At 43.9% G+C, this 25,695-nt stretch carries 27 protein-coding genes, 2 tRNA genes and 3 pseudogenes; 12 read left to right on the forward strand and 20 right to left on the reverse strand.

Features of this window, described 5'->3' with window-relative positions:
- Nucleotides 1–101: 101 nt before the first annotated feature.
- On the reverse strand, nucleotides 102–884 hold the full coding sequence (locus N4J56_RS18595) for a DUF3120 domain-containing protein (RefSeq protein WP_317107792.1): 783 nt from the start codon (nucleotides 882–884) through the stop codon (nucleotides 102–104).
- Nucleotides 885–1,264: 380 nt separating this feature from the next.
- A complete protein-coding gene (locus N4J56_RS18600) occupies nucleotides 1,265–2,401 on the reverse strand; it encodes an IS4 family transposase (protein ID WP_410500401.1) in 1,137 nt (378 codons plus the stop codon).
- 160 nt (nucleotides 2,402–2,561) lie between these two features.
- On the opposite strand from N4J56_RS18600, the pseudogene N4J56_RS18605 reads away from it, so the two are divergent.
- Both N4J56_RS18605 and N4J56_RS18610 read left to right on the forward strand, forming a co-directional pair.
- Nucleotides 2,562–2,729, forward strand: a pseudogene (locus N4J56_RS18605) (zinc-binding dehydrogenase); the annotation flags it as partial.
- 293 nt (nucleotides 2,730–3,022) lie between these two features.
- Nucleotides 3,023–3,292, forward strand: coding sequence for a hypothetical protein (locus tag N4J56_RS18610; RefSeq protein WP_317107794.1), 270 nt, complete (start codon nucleotides 3,023–3,025; stop codon nucleotides 3,290–3,292).
- 22 nt (nucleotides 3,293–3,314) lie between these two features.
- On the opposite strand, the gene N4J56_RS18615 is transcribed toward N4J56_RS18610, so the two are convergent.
- From N4J56_RS18615 to N4J56_RS18630, 4 genes are all read right to left on the reverse strand, one after another.
- Nucleotides 3,315–3,605, reverse strand: a complete 291-nt coding sequence (locus N4J56_RS18615) for a hypothetical protein (RefSeq protein WP_317107795.1) — start codon at nucleotides 3,603–3,605, stop codon at nucleotides 3,315–3,317.
- Nucleotides 3,606–3,617: 12 nt separating this feature from the next.
- Nucleotides 3,618–4,127: a transposase gene (locus N4J56_RS18620; RefSeq protein WP_317110662.1), complete on the reverse strand. Its 510-nt coding sequence runs from the start codon at nucleotides 4,125–4,127 to the stop codon at nucleotides 3,618–3,620.
- A 26-nt stretch (nucleotides 4,128–4,153) separates the two neighbouring features.
- Complete coding sequence (locus N4J56_RS18625; protein WP_317107796.1) at nucleotides 4,154–4,330, reverse strand: hypothetical protein; 177 nt, start codon at nucleotides 4,328–4,330, stop codon at nucleotides 4,154–4,156.
- 118 nt (nucleotides 4,331–4,448) lie between these two features.
- On the reverse strand, nucleotides 4,449–4,700 hold the full coding sequence (locus N4J56_RS18630; RefSeq protein ID WP_317107797.1) for a hypothetical protein: 252 nt from the start codon (nucleotides 4,698–4,700) through the stop codon (nucleotides 4,449–4,451).
- A gap of 199 nt (nucleotides 4,701–4,899) precedes the next feature.
- Here N4J56_RS18630 and N4J56_RS18635 point away from each other — a divergent pair, with 199 nt between their 5' ends.
- From N4J56_RS18635 to brxL, 6 genes are all read left to right on the forward strand, one after another.
- Nucleotides 4,900–5,133: a hypothetical protein gene (locus tag N4J56_RS18635; RefSeq protein WP_317107798.1), complete on the forward strand. Its 234-nt coding sequence runs from the start codon at nucleotides 4,900–4,902 to the stop codon at nucleotides 5,131–5,133.
- A 38-nt stretch (nucleotides 5,134–5,171) separates the two neighbouring features.
- The gene (locus N4J56_RS18640; protein ID WP_317107799.1) at nucleotides 5,172–5,780 is read left to right on the forward strand and encodes a hypothetical protein; all 609 of its coding nucleotides are present in this window, start codon (nucleotides 5,172–5,174) and stop codon (nucleotides 5,778–5,780) included.
- A gap of 96 nt (nucleotides 5,781–5,876) precedes the next feature.
- Entirely contained in the window at nucleotides 5,877–6,524 is a 648-nt protein-coding gene (locus N4J56_RS18645) for a restriction endonuclease subunit R (protein ID WP_317107800.1), read from the forward strand.
- Entirely contained in the window at nucleotides 6,521–7,087 is a 567-nt protein-coding gene (locus N4J56_RS18650) for a Uma2 family endonuclease (protein ID WP_317107801.1), read from the forward strand. The genes N4J56_RS18645 and N4J56_RS18650 overlap by 4 nt, the downstream gene beginning before the upstream one ends.
- Before the next feature lie 15 nt (nucleotides 7,088–7,102).
- A complete protein-coding gene (locus tag N4J56_RS18655; RefSeq protein ID WP_317107802.1) occupies nucleotides 7,103–9,691 on the forward strand; it encodes a PglZ domain-containing protein in 2,589 nt (862 codons plus the stop codon).
- Between the two features lie 107 nt (nucleotides 9,692–9,798).
- Nucleotides 9,799–10,998: a protease Lon-related BREX system protein BrxL gene (brxL, locus tag N4J56_RS18660; protein ID WP_317110663.1), complete on the forward strand. Its 1,200-nt coding sequence runs from the start codon at nucleotides 9,799–9,801 to the stop codon at nucleotides 10,996–10,998.
- 152 nt (nucleotides 10,999–11,150) lie between these two features.
- Here the strand turns inward: brxL and N4J56_RS18665 are convergent.
- The 3 genes from N4J56_RS18665 to N4J56_RS18675 form a co-directional block, all read right to left on the reverse strand.
- Nucleotides 11,151–11,222: transfer RNA gene (locus N4J56_RS18665), tRNA-Thr, on the reverse strand.
- A 22-nt stretch (nucleotides 11,223–11,244) separates the two neighbouring features.
- Nucleotides 11,245–11,326 (reverse strand) — tRNA-Tyr (locus tag N4J56_RS18670).
- Between the two features lie 52 nt (nucleotides 11,327–11,378).
- The gene (locus N4J56_RS18675) at nucleotides 11,379–13,193 is read right to left on the reverse strand and encodes an ABC transporter ATP-binding protein (RefSeq protein WP_317107803.1); all 1,815 of its coding nucleotides are present in this window, start codon (nucleotides 13,191–13,193) and stop codon (nucleotides 11,379–11,381) included.
- 258 nt (nucleotides 13,194–13,451) lie between these two features.
- Between N4J56_RS18675 and N4J56_RS18680 the strand changes: the two genes are divergently transcribed.
- Together N4J56_RS18680 and rpsU are read left to right on the forward strand one after the other, a co-directional pair.
- Entirely contained in the window at nucleotides 13,452–13,769 is a 318-nt protein-coding gene (locus N4J56_RS18680) for an RNA recognition motif domain-containing protein (protein ID WP_015155553.1), read from the forward strand.
- Nucleotides 13,770–14,006: 237 nt separating this feature from the next.
- A complete protein-coding gene (rpsU, locus tag N4J56_RS18685; protein WP_015155552.1) occupies nucleotides 14,007–14,186 on the forward strand; it encodes a 30S ribosomal protein S21 in 180 nt (59 codons plus the stop codon).
- On the opposite strand, the gene N4J56_RS18690 is transcribed toward rpsU, so the two are convergent.
- From N4J56_RS18690 to N4J56_RS18705, 4 genes are all read right to left on the reverse strand, one after another.
- Nucleotides 14,183–14,965 (reverse strand): DUF6816 family protein, encoded by a 783-nt coding sequence (locus tag N4J56_RS18690; RefSeq protein ID WP_317107804.1) that lies wholly within the window; start codon nucleotides 14,963–14,965, stop codon nucleotides 14,183–14,185. The two genes, rpsU and N4J56_RS18690, sit on opposite strands and share 4 nt — an antisense overlap.
- Nucleotides 14,966–14,983: 18 nt before the next feature.
- Nucleotides 14,984–15,391: a ChuX/HutX family heme-like substrate-binding protein gene (locus tag N4J56_RS18695; RefSeq protein WP_192155157.1), complete on the reverse strand. Its 408-nt coding sequence runs from the start codon at nucleotides 15,389–15,391 to the stop codon at nucleotides 14,984–14,986.
- A 14-nt stretch (nucleotides 15,392–15,405) separates the two neighbouring features.
- A complete protein-coding gene (locus tag N4J56_RS18700) occupies nucleotides 15,406–16,179 on the reverse strand; it encodes a hypothetical protein (protein ID WP_317107805.1) in 774 nt (257 codons plus the stop codon).
- A 216-nt stretch (nucleotides 16,180–16,395) separates the two neighbouring features.
- On the reverse strand, nucleotides 16,396–17,535 hold the full coding sequence (locus N4J56_RS18705; RefSeq protein ID WP_410500535.1) for a D-alanine--D-alanine ligase family protein: 1,140 nt from the start codon (nucleotides 17,533–17,535) through the stop codon (nucleotides 16,396–16,398).
- 287 nt (nucleotides 17,536–17,822) lie between these two features.
- Between N4J56_RS18705 and N4J56_RS18710 the strand changes: the two are divergent.
- A pseudogene (locus tag N4J56_RS18710) lies at nucleotides 17,823–18,788 on the forward strand (aldo/keto reductase).
- A 437-nt stretch (nucleotides 18,789–19,225) separates the two neighbouring features.
- Here N4J56_RS18710 and glmM read toward each other — a convergent pair.
- The 4 genes from glmM to N4J56_RS18730 form a co-directional block, all read right to left on the reverse strand.
- On the reverse strand, nucleotides 19,226–20,668 hold the full coding sequence (glmM, locus tag N4J56_RS18715) for a phosphoglucosamine mutase (protein ID WP_317107808.1): 1,443 nt from the start codon (nucleotides 20,666–20,668) through the stop codon (nucleotides 19,226–19,228).
- A gap of 239 nt (nucleotides 20,669–20,907) precedes the next feature.
- Complete coding sequence (locus tag N4J56_RS18720) at nucleotides 20,908–21,207, reverse strand: hypothetical protein (RefSeq protein WP_317107809.1); 300 nt, start codon at nucleotides 21,205–21,207, stop codon at nucleotides 20,908–20,910.
- Entirely contained in the window at nucleotides 21,204–21,800 is a 597-nt protein-coding gene (locus tag N4J56_RS18725; protein WP_317107810.1) for a DUF3177 family protein, read from the reverse strand. Before N4J56_RS18725 ends, N4J56_RS18720 begins: the two co-directional genes overlap by 4 nt.
- A gap of 170 nt (nucleotides 21,801–21,970) precedes the next feature.
- Nucleotides 21,971–22,192, reverse strand: a complete 222-nt coding sequence (locus tag N4J56_RS18730) for a Calvin cycle protein CP12 (protein ID WP_317107811.1) — start codon at nucleotides 22,190–22,192, stop codon at nucleotides 21,971–21,973.
- Nucleotides 22,193–22,494: 302 nt separating this feature from the next.
- Here N4J56_RS18730 and N4J56_RS18735 point away from each other — a divergent pair, with 302 nt between their 5' ends.
- Nucleotides 22,495–23,913 carry a protein adenylyltransferase SelO gene (locus N4J56_RS18735; protein ID WP_317107812.1) on the forward strand — a complete coding sequence of 473 codons (1,419 nt, stop codon included), beginning with the start codon at nucleotides 22,495–22,497 and terminating at the stop codon, nucleotides 23,911–23,913.
- Nucleotides 23,914–24,017: 104 nt separating this feature from the next.
- Here N4J56_RS18735 and N4J56_RS18740 read toward each other — a convergent pair.
- From N4J56_RS18740 to N4J56_RS18750, 3 genes and pseudogenes are all read right to left on the reverse strand, one after another.
- Nucleotides 24,018–24,360, reverse strand: a pseudogene (locus tag N4J56_RS18740) (hypothetical protein).
- Nucleotides 24,361–24,379: 19 nt separating this feature from the next.
- The gene (locus tag N4J56_RS18745; protein ID WP_317107814.1) at nucleotides 24,380–25,303 is read right to left on the reverse strand and encodes a glycerate kinase; all 924 of its coding nucleotides are present in this window, start codon (nucleotides 25,301–25,303) and stop codon (nucleotides 24,380–24,382) included.
- Between the two features lie 55 nt (nucleotides 25,304–25,358).
- The gene (locus N4J56_RS18750; protein WP_317107815.1) at nucleotides 25,359–25,691 is read right to left on the reverse strand and encodes a DUF565 domain-containing protein; all 333 of its coding nucleotides are present in this window, start codon (nucleotides 25,689–25,691) and stop codon (nucleotides 25,359–25,361) included.
- Nucleotides 25,692–25,695 lie beyond the last annotated feature (4 nt).

A 25,695-nucleotide genomic window follows, 5' to 3' on the forward strand; every position in this document is an offset into this window, starting at 1 on the left:
TTTGCATCCAACTGAAATCAGCACACAGCTAGTATCAGAAACTAATATATAGCTTATTGACTACCTGAGTATCAGACAAGGCGATCGCCATCTGCAAAAATTTAAGCTAGTGCCGCAGCTAGCCAAAATAAGCTATCTACTAAAATTGTACTCAACACTGCTCCACTAAATGCCCACCAGTGAGTCTGTCGAGCGCGCAAGGAAAAGACTCCCCCTGCTAGCAACACCAACACTAAGACCGCTGCCCAACTCAACCCCCAAGGGGTATACACTTGTGCCAAGGCACTGCGAAGAATTGGTGCGACTAACGTTGGTTCAACCTGTACGACTTGCCTCCAGTAGGGGATTAGATCGGTGATGTAAAAGTAGAGGTCGGTGACGACTGTACCTAATAAAGAGCCTAGATAGAAAAAATTACCGACTTTGCCCCAATTACGCCGCAAACAGACGATCGCAAACGGTAGCCCGATCGCCTCAACTGGAAGATGTAGCAGTGGTTCCCAGCGCAACCATCCCCAATAAATCGAGCCAGCTAACCAACTCCAGCTAAACCCCAAGAGAATATCGCCCCATAAATGGCTAGAAGGACGAGACATCAATATTAAACTTAGCCACACCCAAATTAGGGTTATTCCCAGACTGAGTAGTGGTAGCGATCGCACCAGCGGCGCTTCAATAAAAACTGGTACAGACACCAAAAATACAGCCGCTCCAAATGCCCACCATGTTTGCTGCTTGGCTTTTTGAGCTGAGATGGATTGTGCTAGATCTAAGTTTGACGATGCTAAATCTGACGGCTGGACAATGGTATCGCTCGTTTCAGTTGAGACTGAGCGAATCGTAGATGTGGGAGTGGTATAGGTAGACAAAGTAGAATTAATCAATTGAATATTAAAATTTGTTACTTATTTTAATCTTATTCAATATATCACAATGTAAATCCCCCCCTGGGGCATATATATCCTATCTCAATAATCATTGTTTGAACAGTTGTTAGGGAGTAGGGAGTAGGAGTTGTAGAGGCGGGTTTAGCAAAGGATTCATGCCTGGGAATCAGAAATCTTGGTTCAAAACCCAATACGGTTCATTTAAGGCTACGCTGTGCTGAGGATAAAGAAAATAGGAGGATTGGTTCGAGAGGGGGTGGCTCGATGTCTTGGCTTTTTTGAGCGAAACTTGGATACAGGTTTTTTTACAACTCTGGGATTGGTACGAGAAACTCGTTCAGGTAACAGAGTGTCTAAAATCTCTACAGTTAACCAACTTAAAAAAAGGGGAGTTCTTGTGATTGCAAGCGTTGAAATTTCGGGATAGCACGACGAATAACTCGCAATGTCCCAGTGAAACTCAGACGCAAAGGAGTGATACCCGCGCTCTTTGCAGCTTGAAACATCAATAACCGCACAGCCCAGTGTCCTAACAACCACCCGTAAACTTCCTGCACAACTTCACGCGGTTTTTGAGAGCGAATATGAGTTTTTCGTCCTGATAAATGTACTTTGAGTTCATCAATAGTATTTTCTACTTCCCAGCGTTGATGATATTCAATCGCCAGTAGTTGAGCCGGAAATTTCTCCAATTCCAATAAGCTGGTAATTAAGCGATATCTTAGTTGTTCCTCTGGGTTGTCGGTATTACCAATTGTGTATTCAATCACTCGGACTTGTATGGGCTGGCAAGCTTTTGAGCGGAATTTAGCAGGTGGATAAATCCAACTCAGATAAGAACCATCCGCCAGTGGTTCTTCGCACAAAAACTTGACATTTGCGGGAATTCTTCCTAAATAATCGCTACCAGTTGTGACAGTTGCTTGCACCATTGCATAAGAATGTAACCCTCTGTCCCACATCAACAACATCCCTGAACTCACGGAGCGTAATAATCTTAATGCCCGCACTCGTTCTCCTATTCGATATGGACACATCAATGCATCAAAGATTAAATGTGTTCCTGCTTCTACCAAAATGACTAATCGCAGTTTGGGAAATGCGGCTTGTGTGCCAGGACGGCTGCTCGGACGACCAAAAACTCTCGCATTTTCATCGCTGTCTGGCAGATCGAAGCAAGTCCGATCAATTACCACAATTCGCAATCCATTGAGAAATGCTCCTTTGGTATCGGTGCTAGCCATTGGTCGCACCAGTTGATGGAACAATTGACTCATCACCCTTGGACTTAATCGTTGTCGGGCTTGCGTTATTGCTGATTTACAAAAAACTCGCCAGTATTTCCCCACTTTCACCCATGCTTCGCTCAGCCCATCAATTAAGTTTTTCAGCACATCTCTCATCGAATCTCGTGACCACAGACTCATCGCAATTACCAAACAAATTACCAATTGTGCTGGTAACGAGCGTTTACGTTGTTCACAAACTTTAGTTTTAGCGATCGCTTGCTCGATCTCCGTGGATGGGATGGCTGCCTCTATCGCTTTGAACACATCACTACTTTGTATCGTAGGAGACAACAATGAGAAATCCTTCAGATGCACTACACTCACTTTCCATTCTTGGGAACAATGCTTAATTTACAACACTTTGAGCCTTAACTGAACCGTAGTGCCACAGTACCGAGCAAAATTAGATGCTTTGACAAAACTAATCGAGCGCACTCAGCTTCGCCCCGTCATTGATTCAACGCTGTCTTGGGATCGGATAATTCAAGCACATCAACGTCTAGAGCAGGGGGGAGCGCAAGGGAAAATTGTGCTGGAATTTACCAAAAGTTAGACTATCCTCACCGATCGCTTTAAATCGTCACCTGAAAAATAGCCCCAAATAGCACAACTTCAAATATTCGCAAATACCTTGTGACTACCGCCTTCACCAAGAACTGAAGCAGCCCAACAAGCAATTCAGTCATGTCTTACACCAGTGTAAGACTACTAGACCCGATCGAGTGTAGTTGCTCTTAAGCAATACCATGAAATGTCTTCTGTGCGATCGCGAAAAATCGCAGATGGGCGCGTTGTTTGTCCACCAGCACTCGAATTAGCAGCATCTAGAATCATCAGGAGTCGCAAATGCAGGTTGTTACATTACCTTCAGAAGCAAAATTCCCAACTAACCAGCACGCCACAGTAGAAGATTTAGTCCGAATTTGGCACTGGCAATTGGCGTTTGACTATGCCAATCTGAGTGTTGCTACTAGAGAAAGTATTGTTTGCTGGTTGTTTGAAAACAATACAGAACGTTTATCACAGCTCACGAAAGAGCAAATGCAACTAGTGCAAACAGGAATGGCATACCGCTATCGGATTTTAAAACATCGTTATTTAGGAGAATGGCACTAAGATAAGCGGAAACACTTATCATTCAAGCAGTTTGCAATTGCCTGCGTAACTCACGTCTGGGTTTTTTCATCAAGGGATAAGCCTTAGAACGACGCTTTCTAACTCTGGGTTCAGCCCGACCAGGGCGATCGGGAACTGATTTGTGAACAATAACTTTTAGTAAAGAGCGATAAATTTGGTCACGTTGTGTAGAAGAAGCGGTTAATAATGCGGTAGTAAAATTCTCCAAATGATGGCGAGTTCCCTGCAAAGATAAGCGCAATGGAGGCGTACCATAAGTAGTACCAGCCGACCACATTAAAGCGCGTAGCAAATTGTAAGCGAGTCAATAAACATAAAGTTCTTTGCGTACCATAGAAGGAGTTTTACAACGTAAAACATCCATTGCCAAAGTTGTTTTTAAATGTTTTGAATTGAGTTCAACACTCCAACGTTCACCATACAGTTTGAGAACTTCTAGGGTAGCATAAATTGTTGTATCCAATAAAGTAGTAATTAAACTGACTCGCTGAGTGCGAAAGCCAGGAATGATAATGTAATAGGAAATTTCTCGCACAATCAAGGTAGAGGGTAGAGCAGAAAATTCCGACTCATTTAATCCTTGAGGGCATTTTTTAGGCTTATGCCAAGAAACGAATTTATCGCTTTCTCCAATGATTTTACCTTTTCGCATAGTTGTTCTTCGAGATTGATGCTTCCGGAATACTGCGTCACAACCCAAATTTTTAATCAAAATCAAATCGGCATAAGCGCAAAAAGCCCGCTCTCCTAAAAGTAGATCTAAGGGATTGAGAAATGGGTATAATTTTCTAGCAAGCGCGTTTGTCGTGAGTATTCAGGACATCGATAGCTAGGGCAACTTTACTCGCCTGTAGCCAAACTAAATATCACGCCAATTTTTGCAATTGGAAAACCACACCCTGGCTTTTGGCTATTTGGTTGTGGGTAAGCTTCTTGATTTTCGATACTATCAGGCATTGATACAGTTGAACCATCTATAACTTTCACATGGCGACCACACCATAAATTCTCAGGCATGACTTTTTCTTCTAGTTTTTGTGCCGTCTTACCAAAAAGTTTTTCTAACAGTTTTTCTGGTAGTCTTGAGCGGGCTTAACAGTAAGCCCTCGAATCAGTTGAGGGCATTTCTACATCTTCATTCACGCCTATAAGTAATGACTCGACTGACTGCATTGTGACAACTTTTATCGACATCCAAGACCTGAGATAGAAATGCCCATAAAGTCACGAATGGGTCAAATAGTCGGCAACGAAATTTAATTTGTAGCTCATCAATGATTTTCTGGATTTCCGACTCTGGTAACAGTTCTTGGAATGGCAGTCCCAAGCTTTGCGTGAATTTATCCTTGAGGATTTTCACTCGATTTGGCACAGTAGTAATAGTCATATTTGCTTCCAATCGTCCATTTCTTTTTTACCGGAGTTGGAAGCTTTTTCTACATACAGAGCAATTTTTTAGTGGTTATCTGCATCACCGTTGTGTCAACAATAAGACTGCTTGTCCAATGCTGCTCTTAATTTCTTAACCCCAACAAGCAAGCCATTCTGCCCAAGTCTCTATCCTTCAAGGATTTCGCCTTATCTTAGTGCCATTCGACTATAGACATCTGACCACTGACCTAATCTCCTATACAGTTGGCTGTACCTTTGGACGCTGGGACATTCGCTTTGCTACAGGTGAAAAACAAGCACCCGAACTTCCAGATCCCTTTGCACCGCTTCCAGCTTGTTCGCCTGGAATGCTGACAGACAAACATGGCTTACCATTGCGTGAAACCCACTTAACTATCCAATTCAAATTAATTGGAACGGTATCCTAGTTGAGGACCCAGACCACCCTGATGATATTATCCGCCGCGTGCGGGATGTTTTAGAAGTCATCTGGGGCGATAAATCGGAAGCAATTGAAAAAGAAGCCTGCGAAATCTTGGAAGTCAAAGAATTGCGCGACTACTTCCGCAAACCTGGTAACGGCGGCTTCTGGAGTGACCACATCAAACGCTACTCTAAGAGTCGTCGCAAAGCACCCATCTACTGGCTATTCCAATCTTCAAAGAAAAACTACGCTATTTGGATTTACTATCACCGCTTGGATAAAGATATTCTTTTCAAAGCCCTAGTTAACTACGTAGAACCCAAACTGCGCTTGGAAGAAAGCAACTTACAACAACTCCGCAGCCAAAAAACAGCCGCAGGTACAGCAGGGATGGTCAAACAGCTAGAAAAACAAATAGACCGTCAAGAATCTTTAATTTCAGAACTACAGGATTTTCAAGACAAACTGCGTTGCGCTGCCAATCTTAACCTAGAACCCGACCTGAAGGATGGCGTAGTCCTTAACATTGCTTCCCTATGGGAGTTAGTACCCTGGAACGAAGCCAAAAAATATTGGTTAGAATTGACTGCTAACAAATACGAGTGGTCTTCAATGGGTCAACAACTGAAAGCAAAGGGGTTAATTCTATGATAGAACCAAGATTACTGATGATTGAATTCTAGATATTGGCGATCGCCAAGCCCATATCTTCTGCTTTCTTTCTTAAAATTTGTTTTTTAGATTCTTATGGTTCAAATTATTCAGGCAGAGACAGTTACTCTCGAAGAGTTAATCGCACTCTACGGACTCCAGTTAGTGGAAGACGAGCAATTTTTTCCTGAATGGCAAGACAATCTTCCAGAACTAACAGATCTAGAGAAGCAGCTATTAGACCAAGTGAAAGCTGGTTACATCAATTTACGAAATTATCCACCTTTATTAGAAAACACGGTTAACACAATTGTTTTATCACCCCTGCTATTTATCGGTAAGTTTTACTTACCTCCCTTTCATGTCAAATTAGAAAAATCTGTTGAAATTGAAACAGTAGATCGGGAAACAATAATTAGAGGACGAATTGATTTTCTCCTGCTAAATCGGCAATTTTGGGTAACAATAATTGAATCTAAGCAGGTTGCATATTCTGTAGAAGCAGGACTCGACCAGATTTTGGCGTATATGCTGGCATATCCTCAGTCACAACAGCAAGTTTTTGGCATGATTACCTCTGGCGGTAGCTTCATGTTTATCAAACTGGTGAAGGGTAATACACCGCAATATGCCACCTCAGATATTTTCGATATCCGCAATCGTGAAAATGAGTTGTATAGCGTTTTGAGTATCCTCAAGCGCATTAGCCAACTAACAGGTAATGGAGAAAACCTCATTCAATGACTATTAACAAAAACTTTTACATATCTCCAGAAGATTATTTAGCAGGTGAAAGGGTAAGTCCGATCAAACATGAGTATAGAAGAGGACAAGTTTATGCAATGGTGGGGGCAAAAAAACCTCATATCATCATTGCTGGGAACTTGGTGACGCTATTTAACAATTATCTAAATGATTCTCCTTGTATTGTTCTCACCTCAGATATAAAAGTCAGGCTCGAACAAGCAGACTGCTATTACTACCCAGACGTAGCAATAACTTGTGATGAGCGAGATCTCAATTTTACAGAAGATTTTATCCTTTTTCCCACTCTAGTAGTTGAGGTATTATCCCCCTCAACAGAAGCATTTGACAGAGGAGAAAAATTTGCCGACTATCAGACATCGCCATCTTTACAAGAATACGTATTAATTAATCAATCTCAAATGAGCGTTGAGTGTTTCCGCCTTTTAGACTCAGGAAGTTGGGTTTCTCAAACTTATAGACAAGCAGATGAAGTCTACTTCGCTAGTATCAATTTTCGCTCTCGTATTGCCTCGATTTATCGCAAAGTCCCTGGAATTTAGAGGTAAATATTTACAGTGGAAATTTTCACCAGCTATCTTTGCAACCTAATTGCTAAACAAGTAGACGATCGCGGCATCGTCATCTGGTACGACCCCGATCGCCACTACATTGATGTTGCCAACAAACTCAATATCTCTCATACAACTGTCACTTGCAACAAAGACAGCTTTTTTGCCCTGCGTCACGAAATTGAACCCTTGCTGAACGATCTAGACCCACCAAGACTAGTTGTTTATGTACCCCTAGACCCAACCAAAACTCACAATGCCTTAGTGGAATTAGAAGCATCTGGTGTCATTATGAAACCAGGTCAGCAGCCACCCAACCGCAACACCAAACTTTCTATTATTGCTCGTAACGCCCTCAAACAGAAATTAGGAGAAGCAACAACTGCCACGATTGAAAAACAAGTAGACGCAGGCAAGCTGACGCTGAATGACCTAAACGCGATCGCCCAAAAAGGTGAAGGCATCACCCAAGGAGTCATTTTAACAATCTTTGGTACGGGCAATCCGCAAGAAGTGGCATTGGCTTTTTTGGGAAGCGATCGCTTTGACAAAGAGATTGTCAGTAAGGGCGCTACTCAAGAACTCGCCTTACTATTACAAAGTGCCTTTGAAATAGAACTGCCTAGCGACGAATCCCCCAATGCTTGTCGCACGAGACTAGCACGACACATCCTCGCCACAGACCTAATTTCCAGCATCTCTGGAGAAATCCCCACTCAACTGAGTAGCATCAAAATCCCATCAAAACCTGCTACTCGTGAAGCCTGCGTTGCATTAGCAAAAAACTGGCGGTTGCGGCGCGACCTTGCAGACAGCTACATTACCCATGCCAACCGAGTAGAAAAAGAACTTGGACTAGCTGGAATCGACTTCCAACAGCAGCAAATAGCTAATGTGGAGACTTTTTTGGCTGTAGAAGAGACGCTGCAAAACCAGATCGAAACAACATTGCGATCGACATTTGCTCCACAAATAACTGAATTTGTCAAGACTCGGCAATCAAGTTTTTGGTCGGAACATCTGCCAAATATTCAAGCACGTTGGGCGCTGATCGCGGTATCCGGTCAGTTACTACTAGAAACAAACCGAATTGAAAAAGAGTTGAAATCTTCTGCTTGCGACGTGCAGACAATTTTTAGTTCCTACACGAGTGCCCAAGCACCTTGGTGTTTGCTTGATACCTACCATCGCCATATGGAACGTCGATGGCACAACTTCGACTGGGAGCTGCATAATCGACATCAAAGCTTGGAAAAGCTGATTAACCACGCTCGACATCGCTACATGGATGTAGGATCGCAGCTAGCTGAAACCTTTGTACGACGCTACCAAGCAGCCAAATTTCGCATTCCTGGTGTGTTGCGTCAAACCGAAGTATTTGAACGGCAGGTTAAACCCAAATTAGCAGAAGGCAAAACCGCTTACGTGTGGGTAGATGCCCTGCGCTATGAAATGGCGCACGAGTTAGTTCAAACTCTAACAGAAGACTATAACTTGACGCTTCAGTCGAGTGTAGCTACCGTTCCCACAATTACTGAAATTGGTATGGCGGCTCTTCTTCCTAGTGCTGACAAGGTGAGAGTAGTTGCCGCAGGCGATAGTAAACTTGGACTGGAAATAAATGGCACTGTCCTTAAAGACCGCACGAGTCGCACTAAATTCCTTCAGGAAAATGCTGGAGTATTCGTTTTCATAACCAAATTGGAAGATTTACTACCCCAGCCCAAAAAAAAGGACAGAGAGGGAATTGAGCAAGCAGAGTTAATTCTAGTAACTTCTCAAGAAATTGACGCGATCGGCGAAGGGGATAACGTGCGTCTAGCTCGTCGGACGATGGATGATATGCTGCTGGAGTTACGGCGAGCATTTCGGGTTTTAACTCAACTGGGAGTAGAAACTATTATTTTCGCCGCCGACCACGGTTACTTATTTGGTGATGAACTGAGCGAAGATCGAAAAATCGATGCTCCTGGTGGCGATACGGCTGACTTGCATCGGCGCGTCTGGGTGGGACGTGGGGGAACAGCCGATCCTGCATACCTTCGGGCTAAATTGTCTGATTTTGAACTGGGTGGAGATTTAGAAATTGCTACACCCTGGAACTTTTCCTGTTTCAAAGTCAAAGGGGGTACGGAAGCTTACTTTCACGGGGGACTGTCGCCCCAAGAACCGATCGTTCCCGTAGTCACGCTAACGCCAAAACAGAAAGCTAACCTTGGTTTAATTAGTGAAATTGCTTGGAATCTGGAACCAGGTAGTCAGAAAATTAGTACGCGCTTTTTCTCTGTACCGATTAAAGGTATGGCTACTAGTTTGTTTGAATTAGTCCCGCCGAAGGTACGAGTAGAGGTGCGGGTGAAACGCGAATGTATCTCTCGACCAGTGAGTGCTTCTTATGGTTTTGAGGAAGCGACAGGCGACGTACAACTCAAACTCGATCGGGATAACCCCAAAGCTATAGAACCAGACACCATAACCTTAACGATCGCACAAGACCAACCTGCTAAAACAGTAGCATCCGTCCATTTACTAGATGCCGTCACCGGAGCAGAGTTGGCACGGATAGCAAAAATAGAGATGGCGATCGCCATTTGAAAGGGAAATCAATGCAAGACCTCGATCGAAAAGCAGCATCAGTGTTTGCAGGTAAAGTAGTTCGCAAAGACCTCGGCAAAAAACGTAGCCCCTTTTAGATTGACAGCATCAAGCCAATTCAACTATTATCGTTCGACCTTGATGAATACCGCGAGTGCCGCAGTCAATTCTCCACTGATGAGTGGATTGACTTACTCATCCGCAGCATTGGACTAGAACCATCCCATTTCGATCGTAGGCTAAAGTTGCTGTTTCTAGTCCGCCCGATCCCATTGTGCGAACAAAACTATAACTTGGTCGAACTTGGTCCCCGTGGTACGGGTAAATCATACGCCTACCAAGAACTCAGTCCCTATGCGATTCTGCTGACTGGTTCCACAACAGTAGCTAATCTTTTCTACAACATGGCTACAAGGCGAATGGGATTGATTGACTTGTGGGACGCAGTGGCGTTTGACGAAGTAGCTGACTTGCAAAAGATGCCCAAAGAAGTCGTCACCACCCTCAAGACCTACTGTGAATCTGGTACATTCGCTAGGGGTAAAGAGGCGCTGTCGGGCAGTGCGTCTATGGCAATGTTTGGTAACACAAATCAGCCTGTTGAAGTCATGGTACGCTCTTCACATTTATTTGTACCCATGCCGGATGTGATTCGAGAAGACATGGCTTTTCTCGATCGCATTCATTTTTATATCCCTGGTTGGGAAGTACCGAAGATGCGAATTGAGTTCTTTACCGATCGCTATGGATTTGTGGTAGATTACTTGGCTGAAGCATTACGAGAACTGCGCCGCCACAACTTTACAGAATTGGTCGATCGCTACTTTTCCTTAGATTCGCACTTAAATGCCCGCGATGTTAAAGCCGTCCGTAAAACTGGTGCTGGTTTGGTCAAATTAATTCATCCTAGTGGAGAAGTTGCCAAAGAGGAGCTAGCAGAACTGCTGGAGTTAGCGATCGAAGGTCGCCGCCGAGTGAAGGAGCAGCTGCAAAAGATGGGTTCCTTCGAGTATCACCAAACCTCATTTTCTTACATTGACATTGAATCTCGTGAAGAGCGTTATGTTGGCGTTCCAGAAGCAGGTGGAAGAGATTTGCTTTCTACAGATCCCCTTGCTCCTGGTTCCGTCTACGTTTCCTCGGTAGACGAACAGGGAAAGGTAGGAGTATATCGATTAGAAGTCGGTTGTGCTGTGGGGACTGGTAAGTTGAAGGTAGCAGGTGGTATTGACAGCACGATGAAGGAATCTATTCAACCTTGGCTACCATTATCCTCAAGTGCTGTCATGGAAGGAAGATTCCTATAAAACCCATCTAAATCTGTCTACCAATTCTCTACCAATTTTTGCTCTAAAACAACCAAAATTGACCCAAACTAGCACCCTTATTGAGAATGGTCGAGCTACCTGAACCACTCCTAGAAACGCGAAAACCCTCTACTGGAGAGGGTTTTACTCAAAGCCCGTGATGAGGATTGAACTCATGACCTCACCCTTACCAAGGGTGTGCTCTACCACTGAGCTACACGGGCAAATTTATTCTTTTTGTGGATATGGGCCGAGCTGGATTTGAACCAGCGTAGGCTTAGCCAACGGATTTACAGTCCGCCCCCATTAACCGCTCGGGCATCGACCCATTGAATCCACCGATTCACTATATTAACATGAACTATCTGAGGTGACAAGGCTTATGTGAGCAATTCTCCAGTTTCTTGCAAAGAATGCAGACGGTGGTAAATTCCGGCTTGGTTTAATAGCTCTGTGTGGCTGCCAACTTCCACAATCCTACCGCGATCGAGGACGACAATTTTATCGGCTTCCCGTACTGTACTGAGGCGGTGGGCGATAATGATGGTGGTGCGAGTACCGAGAATGGAACGCATAGCTAGCTGAATCGATCGCTCTGATTCGTAATCTAGGCTAGAGGTAGCCTCGTCAAAAATTAGAATGTCTGGGTTTACTAGCAATGCTCTGGCAATTCCTAAGCGCTGTCTCTGTCCGCCAGACAAGCGCACGCCTCTCTCACCTACTACAGTAAAATATCCTTCAGGTAATTGCGCGATGACTTCATCTAAACGGGCGATCGCACAGGCTTGTTCTACCTGCTCGAAAGTAGCACTACGATTGCCGTAAGTTAGGTTCTCTAACAAACTACCATTGAATACGTCCACCTCTTGATGCACGATCGCCAACCGTCTGCGGTAAGCTGCAATATCAAATTGCCGAATATCTCGCCCATCTAGCAAGATTTGTCCTGCATTTGGTTCAAAATAGCGATACAGTAATTTGACCAAAGTAGATTTGCCCGAACCCGATCGCCCTACTAATGCTACTGTTTGATAAGGTTCGATCGACAAATCAATCTCTTTCAATACCGGACGTAGCGGATCGTAACCGAAAGTAACGCTAGCTAATTCTATTTTGCCGATAAAACGGTATTGAGTTACATCAGATGAAGTCTCTAGACTGCCAGCATCTTTACCTATGGGGTGTTGCATAAACTCATGCAGTCGCATCATAGAAGCATACCGACGTGCAAAAATTTCGGCAAAGTTGCTAATCGGTTCTAACTCTGCATAAGCCATACTCGAAACAGTTAAAGTCGTGATAAAGTGTCCGAGCGAAATTTGCCCTTGAATTGTGGCTCTAAGAGTCAATCCCAATACGCCAAAAACGCACAATTGAATTACAGCTTTTTGCCAAGTTCCTAGTTTTACATAACCTAAATGGATGCGAAATAGTACGACTTTTAACTCGCGATTGAGGCGTTGACGCTGACGTTTCAGTTCTAAGCCTTCTGCAGCAAAAGCCTTGACTGTTTTGATATTGGCGATCATTTCTGAAGTTCGACTTTCTGTATTTTCCATATACCGCTCTAGTCGTTCTTCCTGTTTAATCAACCGGGTCAAATCTTTGAGACTAAAGCCAAGAATAAAGACAAACGAAATTAAAAATAAAACAGCAATGCGCCACTCAATAAACCAAATCACTACAAAAATTCCCAGAACGCGAAACAGTTTAGGAATTAACTGTCCGGCTATCTCTGGATATGTCCAAGTATGATTGCTTAATCCTCTGGCGACTCTACCTGAGATTCTACCAGGGTTATTTTCATCGTAAAATTCTAGCGGCAGTGTCAGAATTTTGGCGATCGCTTTTCGGGTATGATACTGACGCGATCTTAAAGCAATATCCCAGTGAAACCAACCACTCAACCACATCTGCATTGGACCTTTGCCCACGGTGACGACAAAAATCAATCCCATCAGGACGATTAAAGATAGAAAACGATCGCGTGGCAAATTAGTGAGTTGAGAAATGGCAATGATTGCTTCTTGTATGGGACGATCTAAGGGTTGGTTAGACAGTACGTTTAATATCTGTCCGATCGTATAAGGAACCACCAAATCGACAATCTCGAAAAAACAGGCTGCGGCAATGCTAAACAGGGCGATTGTCTGCCAGGGACGATAATATTTGAATAAGTCTTGAAATTTCGCCATAATGCTTGGGAGCCGAACTCTTTAGCACGGTACTACTGGGAAACTTATACTACACTATACTACAAAAGTTAAGTTGTGGCGATCGATCGGCAATGTTATAGGTTTGTTAAGTCAAATTGAGACTTGCTCGAAGTCAACATTGCTCCCAGTCAATATTGTGTTAGTCTACTAAAAGAAAAGTAGATTCGGTGGTAGTGTTTGTTCAATTATTCACAAGCGCCTCTCCGGAAGTACTTCGACAACACAGTGAGGGACGCAATGTCAGTATACGTAGGAAACTTGTCTTATCAAGTCGCAGAAGAAGAACTCAGCAAAGTATTTAGCGAATATGGCACCGTAAAGCGAGTGCAACTACCCACCGATAGAGAAACTGGTCGTCCGCGCGGCTTCGCTTTTGTAGAAATGGAAACAGAAGCAGCGGAAGCAGCAGCGATAGAAGCTTTAGACGGTGCTGAGTGGATGGGCAGAGAACTTAAGGTCAATAAGGCTAGACCGCGCGAAGAAAAGAGCCGTGGTGGTAGCTGGGGAAATAATCGCGGCGGTGGCGGCGGTGGTTACTCGCGCAATCGCTACTAAATTCCTTTGAGACGAAAGTAGACAGTTACAATTAGAGCAAAATTTCCAATTTCGATCGAATGCATTAGCATTTCCGACAGAACTTGCTACTGTAATTTAGCTGGATAGCTTGAAGTTCAATGTTAGTCTTGCACTCACTGTCAGGAGTGTACCAGTTTAAACGGGCAATTTAGCACAAACTCTTTTCAGAGGAAGTGCAATTGCCCGCTCGTCAACGCAAGTTTAGGAGGAGATACTATGACCCAAGTGGTTGTGGGTGAAAATGAAAATATAGAATCGGCATTACGTAGGTTTAAGCGTCAAGTCTCGAAGGCTGGGATTTTTCCAGATTTAAGACGACTGCGCCACTTTGAAACTCCAATTGAAAAGCGCAAGCGCAAAGCGATCGCCAGACGACGTAAGAGAAGCCGCTTTTAAAGAGCTATTTGTGGGAAAAATTCCAAGCGGTAGCGATAGAGAGCAACGGGGCGATCGCCCGCTTTAAAGTAATCTGGATCTTGAGCAGATAGATAAACAGCCGTAAACTGGTTGGCGACAATGTTAACAGTAGAATTGGGTATGTAGTGATATGCGGTTGTCGATTCTACTTGGTTGAAATAGGGACGCGCCCTATTACCGCGAAATTGCTGCCCGAATACTTCTGTAGTAACATATCCATTCTCTGCTGTCACTTCTGTAGTACGACCAGTCACAATCGAAATGAGTTGGCGATCGCCCTGTAATAAGGTAATCTGACGGTTGGGCGAGTCTGGATCGACTTTTACGGCTTTCACAGTGCGATCGCCCAGATATGCTCTTGCTAAACTTAGACCATTAAAAGCTCGATCTGCTACCACAGCCGATTTTACCTTCATAGGCTGGGGAATTAACTTTAAGGGTTGTTCGAGTAAGTTTTGCTTGATAAATTTGACTTGAAACTGGACTGGTTGGTTCAAATAACGCCGATTACCTTCAAATCCAGGGGTAGTAATCTCTGGGGCTAAAGGAGCAACCAAATCAACTAAAGTACTTTTTACCATCCAAGTTCCTGCCATCCACTCTGGATAGACTAAATCGCCAGATGCAACCTGTACCGTAGGCTTATTATCCCACTTAGGAAAGGTTGCAATGCGATCGCTTAATTGTCCGGCATTAACTTCACCTATCCAGAATAAGAATAAGACTAGAGTTAGGGATAGCAGCAAAATTTTTTTCACGAGAAAGTTTTTCAACACTTACAAACTTTCAACTGGTACTGGTTCCCATACTTCACCGTACTTTTCTCGTAAGGAATGCCAAGTTTCTACCTGTCCAGGTTCGTATTCTCCTGGTTTGCCCCATTGTAGAAATAAACTCAAAGCAGGCTGATTTTGTTTGTCTAATAATCGAATTGCATATGTTGTAAAATTACCTCGTTTCGCTTCCCCAGTCTCGAACTTAACTTGCTGAATTTCATCCATATTCAAGTGAAATTCAAAGTCTTCGGCGTGCATATTTGCATATTTCCCTTTGGGTAACTCAGCATAAAACAGCTTTTGTAACTTACTGCGGACTTCTAAAACACCCGCGCTGCTAGTGACAATGATCCGCAGCGTGGAGAGGCTTTCGCAGGCTTCCAAGAATTCTTTTAGTGTGGCAGACATGAGGAGATAAGGAACTAAGGCTGTTGTTTGTCAATTTCTAACAGTGTTGCTAGAGAAAGTTTCTGACGCAGATCTAACATTTCTGCTAAAGATCTACTACAAGGAAAGTATACATCATTTTCTGGTTCTGAATTCAATTCGGTTTCAGAAGGAGAGATATCTTCTGCTGACGATAATTCCGATCTCTGATGAAAAACAATATTTTCAAAGATAAGATTTTTCTCTTCTGGTGTTAGTTCTAGCGTCTCTAAAAAGTTTTCTTTTCCATCGTCTAATGAATCTTCTTCTATCAAAATAGTAAACTCATCTGTTTCCGAATGGATATTTAGTTCCGATTCTGTCTCCATAGAAGATTCTGCCCAAGTCGGTTTTGGTTCTGAAAGTTTGAGGGAGGAAAGACTGAGAATTGATTCTCGCAATGGCGAAAATTGTTGCTGAGGAGAAGAGTGAAATTGTAAGAAAAATTGAGACAAGTCCAACGATGACTTAGACAAACGCTTGGCGATCGCAACTCCACCTATAGCAGCCCCCAGAGTAACTGCACCTAGCAACCACGAAGACAAAGAATTATCAGATGATGCAGGTGAAGGATTTGAAGTATTTGCAGGAGTTACAGATGTTGTTCCAGTTTCTTCTTTCAGAACGCCAATCTGAAATATACTCGTGATAGAAGAGTAAATAGCGAATAATAAAAAAGCGCTGACTCCAAGCAAAACCAACCTTGGATAGCGCTGAATCAGTTCTCGAAAAAAATAAGAATTAGCTACTTTTTTTCGTTCGTTTTGCATTCTAACTCTTTTAATTTCATTCTCTGAAGCAAGAGGCTTAGTAATAGTATGTTGCGAACTATTTTGATGCTGCATTAGAAAAATTGAGTAGTGAGTGGGAAGTCAGAAGTCAGAAGTCAGAAGTCAGAAGTCAGAAGTTATTCTCCCCACTTCCTGCTCGTGCGCTCCCTTTCTTCACTGACAACTGATAACTGAATAACTGTCAACTGTTAACTGTTAACTGTTTCTTTCTAAAGCTAATTGAATTAATCGATCGACTAATTCTGGAAAGGAAATACCGCTTTTTTCCCACATCATGGGATACATACTAGTCGCAGTAAAACCAGGGATGGTATTAATTTCATTGATTAAGACTTCGCCGCTTTCGGTATAGAAAAAGTCTACTCTAGCCAAGCCAGCAGCATCGACAGCTGCGAAAGCTTCGAGAGACATTTGCTGAATTTGAGAGGCAACAGCTTCTGGAATGGCGGCGGGAATTATAATATCTGCCATTCCTGCACTGTATTTGGTTTCGTAATCGTAAAAATCGCTTTGGTAAGTAATTTCGCCCACTATTGAGGCTTTGGGTTCATCATTACCTAAAACCGCACATTCTAGCTCTCTTGCAACCACGCCAGCTTCGACAATTATACGGCGATCGTAGCTAGCAGCGTTGTCGAGAGCAGTTTCTAATTGCGATCGCGATCGCACTTTACTAATTCCAACTGAAGAACCCAAGTTAGCAGGTTTGACAAAACAGGGATAACCCACAGTTTCCTCAATGCGATCGCAAAGTTTGGGGAATACGCACGGATTTGACCAGATTTGAGACCGATTGACGGCGACGTACTTCACCTGCGGTAATCCCGCTTGGGCAAATGCCATTTTCATCGCTATTTTATCCATTCCCAGCGCCGAACCCAAAACACCAGAACCAACAAAGGGGACTTGCATTAATTTCAGCAGTCCTTGCACCGTCCCATCTTCTCCATTGGGTCCATGTAAGATTGGAAACCAGACATCAACAGATGCAACTTGAGGTAAAGAAGCTGGGATACAATCGAGCATTTTTGCATCGGGAGAGTTGTTTAGTTGGCTGCTATTTTTCACCTCCTCATCTTCCCATCCACATAACTGAGACTGAGAAGCAACAGAATCAGCCGACGTGAATACGGGAACGCCCGACTCCAGAACCTTGTGAGATGCTTGCCCTGCTAACCAGCGTCCGTCTTTTTGGATATAAAATGGCAGTAGCTCGTACTTATTTCGGTTTTCTCCCGTCGAGATGGCTTTAGCGATCGCCCTTGCCGAACTAATCGACACCTCATGTTCCCCCGATCGTCCACCGAATAATAGTCCTACCCTCATTTTTGTTATCCTCTCAGCCTCTAGACACTATTAATGCGCAATAGCCTATCACAACTGGGGAAAGAGTGGTCATTTGTCATTTGTCATTTGTTGACGGTTGACAGTTGACAGTGAAGAAAGGGTGTGGGGTGTGGGGTGTGGGGTGTAGTGGACGGTCACTGGTCACTGCTCCCTCAGCTCCCTGCTCGTGCGCTCGTGCGCTCCCTTTTTTTTACTGACAACTGACTACAGGTGTAAGCACGATCTGTGTCAGGCTTTTAAAATCTATACAGAACTTCATAACTTAGGAGAATGGCATGGAATTGCGATCGCTTGGGACATCGGAGATTAAAATTACCCCTATTCTTATGGGAACCTGGTAAGCTGGTAAAGCTATGTGGGTAGGGATAGAGGATGCTGAAACTGTCAAAGCGATACGGGCAGCATTTGAGGCTGGTATTACGACCATAGATACGGCGGAAGTTTACGGACAAGGGCATTCAGAACAAATCGTAGCCCAAGCCCTCTCTGACGTGCGCGATCGCGCGATCTATGCCACGAAGGTATTTTCCAATCATTTAAAACACGACCAAGTTATTGAAGCGTGCGAGCAATCGCTGAAAAATCTCAATACAGATTATATCGATCTCTACCAAATTCACTGGCCCTCTGGTTCGTATAAAAGTGAAATTGTGCCGATTGAAGAGACGATGGGCGCTTTAAATACATTGAAACAGCAGGGTAAAATTCGGGCGATCGGCGTTTCTAATTTTTCCCGTACCCAACTAGCAGAAGCAGCCCAATACGGGCGGATCGATAGCGTTCAACCACCTTATTCTCTGTTCTGGCGCTGGGCAGAAAAAGATCTCACGCCCTATTGTGTAGAAAATAATATTTCTATCCTCGCCTACTCTCCTTTAGCACAAGGGCTGCTGACGGGAAAATTCGGACCCGAACACAAATTTCATCCCGACGATCATCGCAATAAGAATCGGTTGTTTCAGGGAGAAAATTACGTGCGGGCGCAACAAGCTTTAGATCGACTGCGCCCAATTGCCGAAAAACATCAAATCTCGTTAGCTAATCTAGCGATCGCTTGGTTAATTGCCCAACCGCAAACCAATGCGATCGTTGGGGCGAGAAACGCCGAACAAGCGGCTGCTAATGCTAAAGCCGCAGATGTCTATCTCTCGCCGGAAGAGTTACAGGAAATTGATGCGATCGGCAGAAGCGTCACCGATCGTTTAGATGAAAACCCTGTTATGTGGAATTTTGATGTTTGATGGTTGATGGTTAGCCGTCAGCATTGCTTAACATTGCGCGAATTTGGAGAGATTTCACAACTTTTTAATTTTAGTAAATAGTAGGTTGTGGTAGGAAGATAGCAGTGCTACTTTAGATGCATAGGACACAAACAAAAACAAAAAACAAATCTATCGGGCAATGACCTAGTGTCCCCTGTCAAAAGCCCACTTGCGATCGCTCAAGCATAGACCTAGAGGTAAATCACTCAAGAGTGAAAGTAGCCAACCTACGGTCTGGAAAGACGCAACTATGCTAGAGATCCAAGAGTTGTTCACCTTAGTTGTTGTGCATTAATTGAGTCTGCTTTGAACGAATTAAATCCAACCTACGTTGTAAGGGGTCTAGCAGTACTAGCTAGACCCCAAAAAGTTTTTACGCGATCGGTGTAGAGACGTTACATGTAACGTCTCTACACCTACGCCGCAACATGTTTTTCAACGGCGGAAACTAAAGTCTCCGTCCAATGGTGGGTGAGTTCGCTACAGGCGGCTTCGACCATGACGCGGATTACGGGTTCCGTACCGGAGGCGCGGACTAGGATGCGACCGCGATCGCCCATTGCGGCTTCGGCTTGGGCGATCGCATTTTGTAGGGGTTCGCACTGTTGCCAATTCATCCGGCGATCGCGGTTTTCAACTCGCACGTTGCGTAATAGTTGCGGATAGGTTTGAAAGCTTTGGTCTACTAATTGGGTTAAAGAGACCCCTGCCTGTCTAACCAATGCAGCTAAGTGAAGGGCAGTTAATAAACCATCCCCAGCAATACCATAGTGACGGCAAAGGATATGCCCCGACTGTTCTCCGCCTAACATACCTCCAGTTCGTACCATTTCTGCTTGTACGTATTGGTCGCCTACAGTCGTCCGAATCAGTTTACCACCCTGCTTTTGCCACGCCCGCTCGAAACCTAAGTTCGCCATGACAGTAGAAATAATCAGGTTATCTGGCAACTTTTGCGCTTGTCGCAAGGTTTGACCCCACAAATAAAGGATGTAGTCACCATCGACAGGTCTACCTTGACAATCGACTGCTAGCACTCGGTCGGCATCCCCATCAAAGGCAAATCCCAGGTGGGCTGAATTTTGGTTTACAGCTGATTTCAGCAGTCCGAGGTGAGTAGAACCGCAATTAACGTTAATGCGATCGCCATCGGGTCGATCGTGCAAACAAATTACCTCTGCACCTAGATCGCGGAACAAACTCGGCGCTAGCCCAACTGCTGCCCCCCAAGCCAGGTCTAGTACGACACGCATTCCGCTAAAATCGCCATGATTGGGCGATAGCGGCATTTTTAAAGATTCGACGTATTTTTGAACTAACTCCGGTCGTCGAACATAATATCCCTGACCTTGAATAGAGGTGGGTACTGCCTTTCCTCTGATCCCTGCTTCAATTGCTTCTTGTAAGGGTTGAGAAAGTTTAGCGCCATTGCTGCCAAAAATTTTAATTCCGTTGTCTTCTGGGGGGTTGTGGCTGGCAGAGATCATGACTCCACCTGTAGCATTGCTGGCACTGGTGAGATAGGCAACGCCAGGAGTCGGACATAGACCGATATGCCAAACATCTAGTCCCGCAGCTATAAGACCTTGAGATAAGGCAGTTGCTAGCATTTCACTCGAATTTCTGGAGTCTTGCCCCACGATAACCGGACTGAGATCGTTGTCAGTCTGCTGCTGTAAAACTTGACCCGTCCAGAAACCTACCTGCCAAGCCAAAGCTTCATCGAGTAAATCTCCTACTCGTCCCCGAATGCCATCCGTACCAAATAAAGCTGTAGCGGGAAGATCGAGTTGCGAGTTGCTATTTGATAGTATATTTGTTTTATTTTGGCGATCGCGTCTATAATTTTGCTTTAGCATAAAAATTTTTACTCCTGACTCCTCACTCAATACCCACGTTTGGAGAATAACACTTCCTTAAAATTTTCGGTAGATTTTTGTAAAACAAAAATATTTTTAGTAGTTTTTTAGTGCTACTCTTAGTAGACTTTATCCGCAATCCTACTATCTCTGCGTGGAGACAGAGCAATAGAAGGCGTAATTTTATTTAAAATTTAAATTTGTTTGCTTAAATTTGTTTGCCAGCAGAAAGTTGAGCGCTAGACTCCCAACGCTGTAAGTAGCGGTTGAAATTCCTCCCAAGTCAGCCCCTGCTGGATATATTGGGGAGACTGAGGATTGTAGGGACTGGCGACGCGATCGATCGCCACAATCCTCGCCGTATCTGGAATGACTGGAACGTCTGGATCGAAGGCTGTAGGACTGGTTAACGAACTGGAGAAACCTTTGAAGATGGCAATGCGATCGCTAACACCGTCAATTTCCACAGTGACGATCAAAACCTCTTGCTTAGCGATCGCCGAATATTTTTCCAGCCGTTTTCCTACAGAATCTATCATTGTCTGACTGCAAATCGTCCTTGTTTACCTAGTTTAAGGAAAACAAAATAGATTAAGTACAAGACGTAAACAACTAAACCCATGCCACCAATAACGCCGAGGAAACCTGGTTGCGTGTTTGGATGAAAGATATCTTTATAGACCAAAGGAACTTCCAGCCAAGCTTGACACAACGGATCTTGCAGGAACTTGTCTGAAAAGGCACACTGCAAACTTGGTAATTGCGCGATCGCGCCGATGATACAATAAAGCGTCACCGCCCAGCGCCAAGCATTAAAGCTGAGTTTCAAAGCACTACCTGGCAGGTCTTCAATTTCTTCATTTAGATCGATCCAAAACCAGAGGGACAAGGGAATGAGAATGCGTGACATCAATCCGGCAAGGAATCCCACCTGGAACGGTGCGATGGACACGTACAATGCGATCGCTAACAAACTCGCTACCCGCCAGTAAATTGCTAGCAGGTGTTGTATGGGTTTTACTTTCCGTACAAAAGCCCAGATAACCAGAACCAAGGGCGCTATAACGGTAAATAGCAGCGCCAGGCGAAAATCCATCCAAATCAACGGTCGAAACCAAATATCACTTTGCATATATCGGAGGCTAGAGATCGAGGACTAAGGTTTATGTATTCAACCACCGATAACAATAATAATTGCTAATCGCTAAGTGCCAATTGTTTGATGAAAAATAGCAACAAAGGATACAGAAAAGTTATCCTTGTTGCCATCTAAGTTAATGTTCGGTAATGCTAGCTTGAACTTTATTCGTCGTAAACGCGGCATTCAGCAGCATCAGGATTTTCATCGCAGTACATTTCTAGAGAATTTTTGGGCTTGACTTGCCGTTTGTGGGAAGCCTCAGCTTGTAGTTCTTCTACTGCGTCCCAAGCTGCCGCGCACTCGGCAGAATTGTCGCCGGTGGTTTCGCAAGCACGTCTTGCTAGCTCTCTTTCCTGTTCGATTTGATCTTGGATGTTGCTCATAGATGTAAAGTAGTCCAGTATTCCTCTTCTCAGTATAGAAAACCTTCGCAATTGTCAAAAGCGATTGTCAAAGGTTTATTCTGCGATCGTTGTGTAAAGCAATCGGGTTTGACCATTCGCTCTACTTGCCTGCGGCAAACGAACACGGCAGTCACTTTTCAATGAATACAAGCAACTACAACCATATTCTTTAATCGATCTTATGTTTTCACGTCTGCGTGTGGATCGGACAAAAGGAAGAAATACTTACATTAGTCTAGATGCAACAATAGAGACTGTGCAGCTCATTAAACCCGCTGGTGATGAATAGACCCAATCCTTTTCTGTTCCTCGACTACGAACCTGCCTTAGAATCTCTAGGCGACGATTATTTTGATGAAGTCAGCGCTGCCGAATTTCCCCAGCATGTTTTGCGCTATCGTAGCGATCGCTTGTTACCCCAAATTGGACTAGATCCCGCAGCAGTAACAGATACAGATTTTATTGAGGCTTTTGGTAAATTTCAAGGACGAGAGCCTCTACTAGCACTCCGCTACCACGGCTATCAATTTGGTGAGTATAACCCGTTTTTAGGTGATGGGAGGGGTTTTCTCTACGGTCAAGTGCGCGGCGTAGACGGCGAACTCTACGATTTTGGCACGAAAGGTTCTGGCACAACTCCCTATTCCCGTGGCGGCGATGGTAGGTTAACTCTTAAAGGCGGGGTGCGGGAAGTTTTAGCAGCAGAGACTTTGCATTACATGGGTGTGCGGACTTCTCGCTGTTTCAGTTTAGTTGAGACGGGGGAACAACTATGGCGCGGTGACGAACCTTCCCCGACTCGATCTTCAGTGATGGTAAGATTTAGCCGATCGCATATTCGTTTTGGGACGTTTGAACGCTTGCACTATCTCAAACGTGCAGATTTAATTAAGAAACTTGTAGACCACGCGATCGAGTATTATTATCCGCATCTTTGGGGAAAATCTGATGCTTATGCCCTATTTTATGCCGAACTAGTCCAGCGAGTGGCAGAACTCACTGCTCAATGGATGGCGGCTGGGTTTTGTCATGGGGTCTTGAATACGGATAATATGTCGATTACGGGTGAAAGTTTTGATTACGGTCCCTATGCTTTCATTCCTACCTACGATCCGCTATTTACTGCGGCTTATTTTGACTATTCCAGGCGTTACTGTTACGGACAACAGCCAAATATTTGTCAGTGGAATTTGGCAATGCTTCAGAAGCCGTTGAAAGCAGTTATTGATGCGAACGATTTGGAAACTGGATTAGCAAAATTTGATGAATGTTATGCGATCGCCTATCGAAGTTTGATGCTGCAAAAGTTGGGGTTGACTGAGACAAATTCATCGGAATTAGATCGGCTGTTGCAATTGACGGTAATATTGCTGAAAGACACTCAGGTTTCTTATCATCAATTCTTTATTCAATTAACGGAAAGCTTTTCACCTAGTTGGCGCGAGAATGTTAATTCAATTCTGTTTTTGGTAGATGTTTTACCCTTAGATTATTGGAATGAGTGGCGGAAACTTTATCATCAGGTTTTAGGTCAGCTTTCTCGGGAAGAGATGGATAATGTTTCTCGGAGATTGCAACAAGTTAATCCTAAGGTTGCTTTGGTAAGACCTGTTATAGAATCGGTTTGGGAGTCAATTACAAATGAAGATGATTGGCAGCCTTTTTACGATTTGGTAAGGCAGATTCAAGGAGGGAAGTAAGGTTTTTTTTGTGTCGCGCAAAGACGCATACGCGCAGCGTTCTCGTAGAGTAGGCGCAAAGTAAAGATACAAAGAGATTTTAGTCGATATATTGATTTGCTGTTCTATATTTGCTTTCTCAGGCATTGCTGAAATGCATTTGATAAATAATCGTATTGTGATGCATTTGTATCCGCAAAAGCTCCTTCTCTAGTTGCAGCTAAATCTAAATACTCTATCAGCAAATCAAATTGCTCTGCTGTAAGATCGTAGCGCAGCCTATTTATGTAGTTATAGAAATGCCAGCTTTCACCAACTTTTGTTTTGCATAACTCACCACCGTAGCAATCTTGAATAACAAGAGCAGTCACGCTACATTGTCCTTTAGCAGGATTGTCTTGAGTATAGAGAGCTTGATTCTCGCGACCAACATTTTTTCAACAGATGTGTAATTAATTTCTCATTCATAGCAATTAACACTATTGAATTAACTCGGATGACCTGGACGATAAATCTTGCCAATAGACCGATCGCAATTAATTTCTATAACTAAATCTACTCGCTGGGAGTCTTGAAGTAGAGGTTTAATAAATAAATCTGGGTGAAGCGATTTCCAAAAATATTCTACAAATTGCTCGATTTGTAGATCGGTCATTCCTGTTTTGCCTGTTGCTATCATTTGATGTTCGGCATCTTTACGCCACTGTTGGCTGAGACGATAATCAACTGGGTAAAGTATTATTAATCGGTCTAGTTTGTCCCATAAAGGTAAATACTCTTGTAATCGAGTATTCATATCGATAGCAAATTGGCGATCCTCGAAAGTATTAATTGGCGGAGGTGGACGATCGAAATTGCTCGGATCGATCGGTCGGACTCCTACAAACCAACCTTCAAAGAGAACGATATCAGCACCATTAACTATTTCAGGTGTACCACGATCGCCCGCACCATGCCAAGCTGATTTATCGAAACGAGGAATTTCGATAGGTGAATCGAAATCGGATTGGCGCAAACGCTCCAAAACCTGCAAACCTAATTGAATATCGTGAGTTCCTGGTGGACCCCGCCAAATGAAACGCGGGTCTTGCTGTTGTAGAGCTAGGCGATCGCTATAAGTCTTGTATAAGTCATCAAGAGACAAACTCAGAGTTCGGTAACCCAAATGCTCTAAAATTAAGCTAAGTATTTTAGCTAGAGTCGTCTTTCCCGTCCCCTGTCCGCCCAAAATGCCTTGAATTAAGGTACGCGACTGCGCCTGACGGTAGGACACTATTTGCATACCCAAAGGCAGCCACAAACGCCGTAGCGTCGCCTCTAACTGCTGTGGTGGCTTGTGAAGGGTAGTTTGACAAAAATGCTCAAAAGTGGGGTAAAAAGAGCGTAATAGCTGCGATATATCATTGCTCATTGGTTGTTGGTTATTTCACGCACCACTCACTGGTCACTGGTCACTGGTCACTGATTCAAGACCCTAGCTTAAACGCCTCTAGAAACAAACTATAAGTTAAACCAATTTTGAGCGCATTTAGTGCTTCTAGCCACAACCCGCGCCTTGCTTGCCAGATACGGTTGTAATAGATGCGATCGATAATTTCGCTGCCAGCAACTAAAACCGCAGCGCCGATAATGTCCCAATCAGCCGCTTGTCCAGCTATGGTGGAAAAAGCCGAACCGAGGAAAAAGCCGAATAGCAAGCTGACTATTAAAAAAGATAAGCGCCGCCAAGGATTGAAAAACCAGCGCTGTGTTGCTGCTGCAATTGCCCCTAAAAGCCCGTTAATTCGAGTATTTTGCATTTTT

Origin of the sequence: Chroococcidiopsis sp. SAG 2025 (assembly GCF_032860985.1) — a bacterium.
Lineage (GTDB): Bacteria > Cyanobacteriota > Cyanobacteriia > Cyanobacteriales > Chroococcidiopsidaceae > Chroococcidiopsis.

Coding starts and splice junctions, on each gene's coding strand:
- glmM (WP_317107808.1), bottom strand. CDS start 20,668: ATGCTAAAGCAAAATTATAGACGCGATCGCCAAAATAAAACAAATATA.
- N4J56_RS18725 (WP_317107810.1), bottom strand. CDS start 21,800: ATGCAAAGTGATATTTGGTTTCGACCGTTGATTTGGATGGATTTTCGC.
- N4J56_RS18745 (WP_317107814.1), bottom strand. CDS start 25,303: ATGAGCAATGATATATCGCAGCTATTACGCTCTTTTTACCCCACTTTT.
- N4J56_RS18625 (WP_317107796.1), bottom strand. CDS start 4,330: ATGCCTGAGAATTTATGGTGTGGTCGCCATGTGAAAGTTATAGATGGT.
- N4J56_RS18730 (WP_317107811.1), bottom strand. CDS start 22,192: ATGAGCAACATCCAAGATCAAATCGAACAGGAAAGAGAGCTAGCAAGA.
- N4J56_RS18735 (WP_317107812.1), top strand. CDS start 22,495: ATGAATAGACCCAATCCTTTTCTGTTCCTCGACTACGAACCTGCCTTA.
- N4J56_RS18675 (WP_317107803.1), bottom strand. CDS start 13,193: ATGGCGAAATTTCAAGACTTATTCAAATATTATCGTCCCTGGCAGACA.
- N4J56_RS18750 (WP_317107815.1), bottom strand. CDS start 25,691: ATGCAAAATACTCGAATTAACGGGCTTTTAGGGGCAATTGCAGCAGCA.
- N4J56_RS18695 (WP_192155157.1), bottom strand. CDS start 15,391: ATGTCTGCCACACTAAAAGAATTCTTGGAAGCCTGCGAAAGCCTCTCC.
- N4J56_RS18630 (WP_317107797.1), bottom strand. CDS start 4,700: ATGACTATTACTACTGTGCCAAATCGAGTGAAAATCCTCAAGGATAAA.
- N4J56_RS18700 (WP_317107805.1), bottom strand. CDS start 16,179: ATGCAAAACGAACGAAAAAAAGTAGCTAATTCTTATTTTTTTCGAGAA.
- N4J56_RS18650 (WP_317107801.1), top strand. CDS start 6,521: ATGACTATTAACAAAAACTTTTACATATCTCCAGAAGATTATTTAGCA.
- N4J56_RS18680 (WP_015155553.1), top strand. CDS start 13,452: ATGTCAGTATACGTAGGAAACTTGTCTTATCAAGTCGCAGAAGAAGAA.
- N4J56_RS18645 (WP_317107800.1), top strand. CDS start 5,877: ATGGTTCAAATTATTCAGGCAGAGACAGTTACTCTCGAAGAGTTAATC.
- N4J56_RS18720 (WP_317107809.1), bottom strand. CDS start 21,207: ATGATAGATTCTGTAGGAAAACGGCTGGAAAAATATTCGGCGATCGCT.
- rpsU (WP_015155552.1), top strand. CDS start 14,007: ATGACCCAAGTGGTTGTGGGTGAAAATGAAAATATAGAATCGGCATTA.
- N4J56_RS18610 (WP_317107794.1), top strand. CDS start 3,023: ATGCAGGTTGTTACATTACCTTCAGAAGCAAAATTCCCAACTAACCAG.